This window comes from Ginsengibacter sp. (assembly GCF_057362405.1).
Genome location: NZ_JBMQQG010000252.1, coordinates 1 through 6,861, shown reverse-complemented (window position 1 = coordinate 6,861; position 6,861 = coordinate 1). Strand labels below are relative to the sequence as shown.

At 39.0% G+C, this 6,861-nt stretch carries 8 protein-coding genes; 4 read left to right on the top strand and 4 right to left on the bottom strand.

Features of this window, described 5'->3' with window-relative positions; all coding sequences use genetic code 11:
* Positions 1-224, top strand: a 224-nt coding sequence (locus ACO1O5_RS21455) for a DUF2911 domain-containing protein (RefSeq protein WP_486273937.1), incomplete at its 5' end; no start/stop codon positions are given.
* Positions 225-536: 312 nt separating this feature from the next.
* Here ACO1O5_RS21455 and ACO1O5_RS21450 read toward each other — a convergent pair.
* Positions 537-725 carry a hypothetical protein gene (locus tag ACO1O5_RS21450; RefSeq protein ID WP_486273935.1) on the bottom strand — a complete coding sequence of 63 codons (189 nt, stop codon included), beginning with the start codon at positions 723-725 and terminating at the stop codon, positions 537-539.
* Between the two features lie 314 nt (positions 726-1,039).
* On the opposite strand from ACO1O5_RS21450, the gene ACO1O5_RS21445 reads away from it, so the two are divergent.
* The gene (locus ACO1O5_RS21445; protein ID WP_486273933.1) at positions 1,040-2,422 is read left to right on the top strand and encodes a Gfo/Idh/MocA family protein; all 1,383 of its coding nucleotides are present in this window, start codon (positions 1,040-1,042) and stop codon (positions 2,420-2,422) included.
* A gap of 210 nt (positions 2,423-2,632) precedes the next feature.
* Here ACO1O5_RS21445 and ACO1O5_RS21440 read toward each other — a convergent pair whose 3' ends face one another.
* Positions 2,633-3,163: a DinB family protein gene (locus ACO1O5_RS21440; RefSeq protein ID WP_486273931.1), complete on the bottom strand. Its 531-nt coding sequence runs from the start codon at positions 3,161-3,163 to the stop codon at positions 2,633-2,635.
* 415 nt (positions 3,164-3,578) lie between these two features.
* Between ACO1O5_RS21440 and ACO1O5_RS21435 the strand changes: the two genes are divergently transcribed.
* Positions 3,579-3,899: a hypothetical protein gene (locus ACO1O5_RS21435; protein WP_486273930.1), complete on the top strand. Its 321-nt coding sequence runs from the start codon at positions 3,579-3,581 to the stop codon at positions 3,897-3,899.
* A 51-nt stretch (positions 3,900-3,950) separates the two neighbouring features.
* Here ACO1O5_RS21435 and ACO1O5_RS21430 read toward each other — a convergent pair whose 3' ends face one another.
* Complete coding sequence (locus ACO1O5_RS21430; RefSeq protein WP_486273928.1) at positions 3,951-5,504, bottom strand: beta-N-acetylhexosaminidase; 1,554 nt, start codon at positions 5,502-5,504, stop codon at positions 3,951-3,953.
* Positions 5,505-5,628: 124 nt separating this feature from the next.
* Between ACO1O5_RS21430 and ACO1O5_RS21425 the strand changes: the two genes are divergently transcribed.
* Complete coding sequence (locus ACO1O5_RS21425) at positions 5,629-6,453, top strand: SGNH/GDSL hydrolase family protein (RefSeq protein ID WP_486273927.1); 825 nt, start codon at positions 5,629-5,631, stop codon at positions 6,451-6,453.
* 80 nt (positions 6,454-6,533) lie between these two features.
* On the opposite strand, the gene ACO1O5_RS21420 is transcribed toward ACO1O5_RS21425, so the two are convergent.
* Positions 6,534-6,861: alpha amylase C-terminal domain-containing protein (locus tag ACO1O5_RS21420; protein ID WP_486273926.1), on the bottom strand; the 328-nt coding region annotated here is incomplete at its 5' end.

The window sequence follows — 6,861 nt, the reverse complement described above, 5'->3', positions numbered from 1 at the left end:
TACCCGGGGAAAACCAATGGGTTTTCATTTTTAATTCAAAAACCGGTCAGTGGGGAATAAAAATGGACGGAAGTACTACTGAAGATCCTGCAAACGATGTAATACGTGTGACGGTGAAGCCCATGAAATCAAATGCGTTCAATGAGCGTATGAAATACGTAATTGATAAAAGTGGGTTTGCACTGGAATGGGAAAACCTAAAAGTGCCCGTTTCAATAAAATAACTTTCTATTTCACCCGGTGACGGGCATGATGGCGCTGGTCTTGTGCCTCTCATTGTCATATGCAATCATCTTCCCCCCGCCGGGAAGGGCCTCTTTTCAGACAATTTCTCCACATTTCTGAAGGGAAGGCCCTCTATTATTGAAGTGGCGTTTACAAATTCTAAAAAGGTTTCTATTCTGAATAAAGTTCGTTTGGGCCTTTGCGTTATAAGTGAAAAGAAATTCCAATTGTTACGCAATGTTTAAATTAAATCAAAGCTCCTTCAGCCTATGTAAGATAGCTTCCTGGAAATTTAAGGGAGATGTATAAAACTAACGTTGTAGTAACCTGCCGGGCAACATGATGATACCTTTCAGTAAACTAAAAACTCCGTCTACGGCTATTCCAACTAACCTAAACGGTAAAGTGAGTAACCAAACAACAGGATAAAGCACCAGCCCTAAAATCGCCAACGGCCAGCAAAGCACAAATAAGATAAGCCACGCAATAAATGTAAACATTGTATAAAGATAATTACTGGCTGAAAGCCGCAAACATGATTTATATGAACGGCAAATTCCGGTAGAAACAACTTTTGAAGACGTATAATTCTATTGCAAGCCATCTCTTATTCTCAGGAATTTCGTATGATCGTGGGTATTAAGCATCCAAGTAAATGTCATTAAAATATATGCAGTGATTTCAAATTTGTCTTCATATCTTTTCATTAGTATTATTCATAAAAGAAAAGGGTTATCGTACTTTTTTTACGATTACTGATCATACTTTCTTACATTGAAAAGTAGGTTTTCTTAATATAACATGATAAATATATATGCCGAAAAAATCAACAGAAAAGTCAAGGAGGTCATTCATCTCTAACGTGACTAAAGGAGTAATTGGAGCAACCATAATACCTTCGGTTATTACAGCCAAAGACAGGCAACATAATCTTGTGGCATTAAAAAGGTTACAACAAAATTTTAGTGCCAACGACCAGGTACAGGTAGCATTGATCGGGGCAGGAGGCATGGGCACTGCAGATGCAAATACCTGCATTACCGTGCCGGGCGTGAAGTTGGTGGCTGTTTGCGATCTATACGATGGCAGGTTGGCCGATGCAAAAAAAAGATGGTCAAATGATCTTTATACCACCCGTGATTACCTTGAGATCCTCGAAAGAAAAGATGTAGATGCTGTTATTATTGCAACACCTGATCATTGGCATAAAGATATTTCTGTAGCTGCAATGAATAAAGGAAAGCACGTTTATTGCGAAAAGCCAATGGTGCACGATGTTACAGAAGGACCCGCTGTAATTGATGCGCAGAAAAAAAACAAAGTGGTGTTCCAGGTGGGCAGCCAGGGCATGAGCTCGCTCGGCAATGAAAAAGCAAAGCAATTATTGAAAGACGGCGCTATTGGCCAGCTAAATTATGCCGAAGCTTTCTATGCACGAATGTCGCCGGAAGGTGCATGGCAATACACGATCCCTGCAGATGCTTCACCGGCAACAGTTGATTGGGACCGGTATGTAGCCAACACTACCAAAAGGCCTTTTGATAAGACAAGATTTTTTCGCTGGAGAAATTACCGCGATTATGGTACCGGTGTTTCGGGCGATTTGTTTGTACACTTATTTTCAAGTCTTCATTTTGTTACCGGATCTCTTGGGCCCAACAAGATAATGGCTACCGGTGGCTTACGCTATTGGAAAGATGGAAGAGAAGTTCCTGATATTATGTTGGGAATGTTTGACTATCCCGATACTAATATTCATCCTCCTTTCAATCTATCACTGCGTGTAAACTTTGTTGATGGCACCGGTGGTACCAACTACCTGAGGATGGTAGGAAGCGAAGGCGCTATGACGGTAGAGTGGGATAAAGTGACTTTATTTAAAAACAGGAATATCATTGATGCTACTGACCCTTTATTAAAATCGAAAAATACAGGTGGAGGCAAAGAATATATATACGATCGTAAATCTATGCTGCCTCCGGAGAAACTTGAATACACTGCCGAAGAAGGATATAAAGGTGCTCATTTCGATCACCATTACAACTGGATCAATGCCATAAGAAATAATGGCGAAGTAACGGAGAATCCATTGTTTGGATATCGTGCCGCCGCTCCCGCCTTATTGTGTAATGATAGTTATTTTAATAATGCCATCATGCATTGGGATCCCGAAAACCTTAAGGTGGTAAATAAATGATGCGAAGCATCCGCACAGTAAAGTTATTCACTAACGGTAACGCGTAACTGATGAATAATATTAAATCCGTTGACAAATAAAACAACCTTTTTGAATTGCAACCGAAAGGTTTACGTTTAACATTTTATGCGGCATTTAATTGCTGCATGCAACATTTAAATCGAATTCGCCAGCATTTACGGGTAGTTAATAGCTGACCTATCGTTAGAATTATTTTACACCATTATTATCATCCCACCAGCCTTTCATCTTTCTTATATAAATAATCTGCCCGGTGTGGTAGGCATTATGCGTACCGATATGCGCCAGCGCAGAATACCATTTTTCTAATTTGCTATCATCGGCATTTTTAACTGCAACTTCCAATGCTGTAAGCACACTATCTAAAGCCTGCACCGTAGTTTTCCAACTGGCTTCCGTTACAGGACTAAATGTTTCCTTATTGTCGCCATTAAAGGCATCCTGTTTTTTACCTACAAACTTTTCCAGCATTCGCTTATCCCAAAAAATAAGATGAGTGGTAAGCTGCGCAATTGAATGATTGCCGCTGCTATCTTTCCAGTTGGCTTGTTGTGCGGTAAGCCCTGCAACGGCAATGGATGGCGGAACAAACCAGTCTTTCACATCATGGGTAGTCCGAAGTTGCTCTAATACTATCGACTTAAGCGTTGGCGTGGAATCCTTTTGTGCCCGGGAGGCATAGGCGGCAAAACCAAAAAGTAAACATAGAAGATATTTCATACAATCAATTTTTACATATTTGATACTGAAATTATCTAAAATAAATTGTATAGTTATCGAACCGATCCTGATTTACATAAGCGGCAAAACAGAAAAAGATAAAAATAGAAACTGACCTTTCTTTATTGCTACATAGTGATAACAGAAGCCTTTGACGACTCGTGGCTCATCCGCCACCACCCGCGTGGTCATTTTTTAACGGCACTACTTCGTTTACGCATTGAAGTTATACGCACTGAACTGTCACAATTTGAACAAGGCAGTTGGGAAAACGGCGGCACACAAATTTTAATTTGACAATCATTCGCCTGTAATCCTCATTTATTGCCACTCACCAAAACCATTGATTAGTTGTGTTCTTCATTTCCTAATTTCCATTTTAGTCATTCAGTGTATTCATAATAAATATATATATATGGCGCAATATTTTATAAAACTGCCAAACGACAGGAAGGGAAATGTGAAAACAGGAATCAGGAAAAAAGATAAAAAGAAGTTTATGGACCTGTTTTTTCCTAAAGGGAAATTGAATACGGAAGAAAAAATTGCTTACATAGTAGAAGTGGATCCGGTTTATGATATAAACGAATACCGCCTTCTGAAAACAAAAGCTGGCACGTGGCTTAACGATGGTGAAGACAAGTGGCTACGCCACGGCGAAACTGCTTTCAATTCAGCGATTAAAAAAGCTATTGACGATTACGAAAATCTGAACGGAAAACCTCATTTAGTTTGATTCGTCTTTCATCGGGCAGTTTGTTAAAATGGATTTTGAGCATACTCAACGCTAGCCCTTTTGCCTTGCCAGCCGATTAAAAAGTAAATTAATTTTTCTATCCCTCAAATTATTTTCCTCTTTCAGTTGGCCCATATAAAGCGTGTTTTTATTTAGCTGGATGAACTGCTGATCGATCTTTTTTGCATCTGCCAGCAATTGCCTTAATTTTTGTAGAACACCAGGAATATCCGCATTTCTGAAAGAAGGCATGTTAACCCGATTTTCAATTTTTTGATAATTAAGATAAAGCATCCTTATATCGGCCATTAAGCGATAGTGTTCAAATTCTTCTTTATTTTTCGCCGGTTGTAACCCATGCAAAGTTTTTACCGCCACAGCCTGGCTATCTGCTAATTGCTGAATAGTCATTGGTAATGGAGCAATCACTTCTCCCTGTTTGACTTCATATGGAGTTATGGTGATGGCTTTCCAAAATGAACCCGATTGGTGTGAATCAAATCCGTATTGCTTTTTGCTATAAGTCATGACAAACGCGGGAACATCAAGAGGCTTGTCTGTACGCAGACTTTGCATGTACGCTTTCAGCAACATGTTAAAACCCGTTATCGGGTACACGTGCCTGATAGCATAGAGATCTATAATATCATCAGAGGTTTCAAAAACAGGAGAATACTGGCCGGAAGTGGACCACGATGTCATGACCATTCCTTTATAACCCAACTGCCTGCAGGCGGGTATGAAGTCACGAATATTCTTAAAATGCTTTTCCCATTCGGTTAAAAAATAATTGTCAGGATGGCTGCGGAGAGCCGGTGCGCCCCAAACTTCAAAGCCTGCCTGCATCAGCTTTTCATGCTCACCAAAGTTATTCATATCCCAGCCATAGTTCCAGTCTATAAAAACGGTTTGCTTTGGCAAAAACTGTAAAGCTTCGGGATGTTTCAGTGCAATATCGGCCCATAAAACAGGAATTTTTCCAAGGCTGATTACGATGTCGCATAACATTTTGATATGATCGATATACAATTTTGAAGTGCCTTCTATTGCTGCTTTCTTTTTGCATTTTTCGCAATGGCCCAATAGATACGTTTCATCGCCGCCGATATGAAAATATTTTGAAGGATGCGTTGCAGCGAGTTCCGTAAAAAGATCAGTAAATAATTTTTTATTGCCTTCTACCTGCAAAGGACACACTTGTGAATAATCCTTTTGATCTTCCCGCAAATCTTTATATCGTTCGTTCCTAAGGATATATTCCACGTGTCCAAAACTTTGCTGCAACGGAATCACATCAATGCCCAGCTTGCTGCAATAACTAATAAATGATTTGATTTCATCTTTAGTATATGCATACCTGTTAGGTATCATCGGCTGAGTCTCAAAAGGGTAAGTACCTTCCCACTCCATTACCAATGTATTAATACCTGATTCACTCAGTGTTTTAGCAAACCTTTTTAGCGCATCCATCTTCATAACCTGTATCCTTAAATCGAGATGAAATCCTTTCACAACAAAATCTTTGTTTTGTGCGCATGCCGTTTGAATACATAAAAATGGAAATGAAAAAAGAACGAGTAAAGAAATCCGGCGTATTATTTTCATGTAGTTGTGGTTATTATTTTCAGAATATTCTAAGATAAGGATTAAGTATACACTTCCCACCCAAATTTTCCGCATTCTATTTTCATTTCACCATTTAATTTTACTATTGCATAAAATCAGTCACATGAAGCGATTATTGGTATTAATTGTTATCGTCACTCTAACCACTTCTTTTAACAAAAAGGAAATTACCTGGACTGCTATTGGCGACTCTATTACTTATCTGAATGAACACCAGGATGAAACTGCCAACCGTATTACCAGGGGCTACATGACAAGGGTTACAGAAAAATTGTCCAATATTCATTACATAAACCAGGGACACAACGGATGGACATCTGGCGGTATTGCAAAAGAAATAGATAGTCTCGGACTTACTAAAACTGATGTGTATTCAGTATTTCTTGGAACGAACGATTGGTGGGCAGGACGACCGTTAGGAACGATTTCAGATTATAAAAAAAATACCGGCAACAATACCGTAAATGGTTCATTTCGCATCATCATTAATAAACTACGCAGTCTTAATAAAAATGCAAAGATCATTCTCATAACACCGATGCAACGCCTGGACTTTGTTTATGTAAATGATATGAAAAATAACGCATGGGGTTCTTATAAAGCAAAGAATGGACAAATGCTTTCGCAGTTTGCAGATGCCGTTATTGCCATTGCAAAGTATGAACATTTTGATATGGTTGATCTCTACTACAAAAGCGGCATGAACTATACAAATCTTGTAAACTACAAGCGCTTGAAAGATCCGAAAACAGGCGTTTACAAAAATTATGTGTACCCTGATTTTATTGGTATTCCCTTTAATCCGGCAACAGACGAGTACCCGTACCCGGTAGATGCTATTAACATGACGTTCGACGGACTGCATCCTTCTGACAAAGGCTTTGGTATTATTGCAAACATGCTGGTAAAAATTATGAAGAAGTATTAGGGTTATATGCCCGCTTACGGCATATTCCTTGCCGTGCGAAAACTCACCAGGCCGGATTATAACATTGCTATCTCAATTCATTATTCTTTTTTCTTCAACACCAGGGCAGTTCTGTTGGTAAGATAGATGCTTACAAATTGATATTCATCAGTTGGGTAGTCAATGGCGTCATCCACTCTTTCAAATCCGCCAAATTCCTTTTTATCGGAATTAAGTATTATGTTATAAGTGCCTTCTTCCGGCACCCACAATTTATAGCCGAAAATGGAGTTGTCGGTGCTGAAATTAAAAATGAAAATGAGATTATTCTTTTCAAAAATGATCACTTTGTTGGCAGTATCCATATTAAGTTGCCGTGCCGGCGGTGCGCTTAGTATGTTATATTCTTTTACCATTGTAAGCATAGCT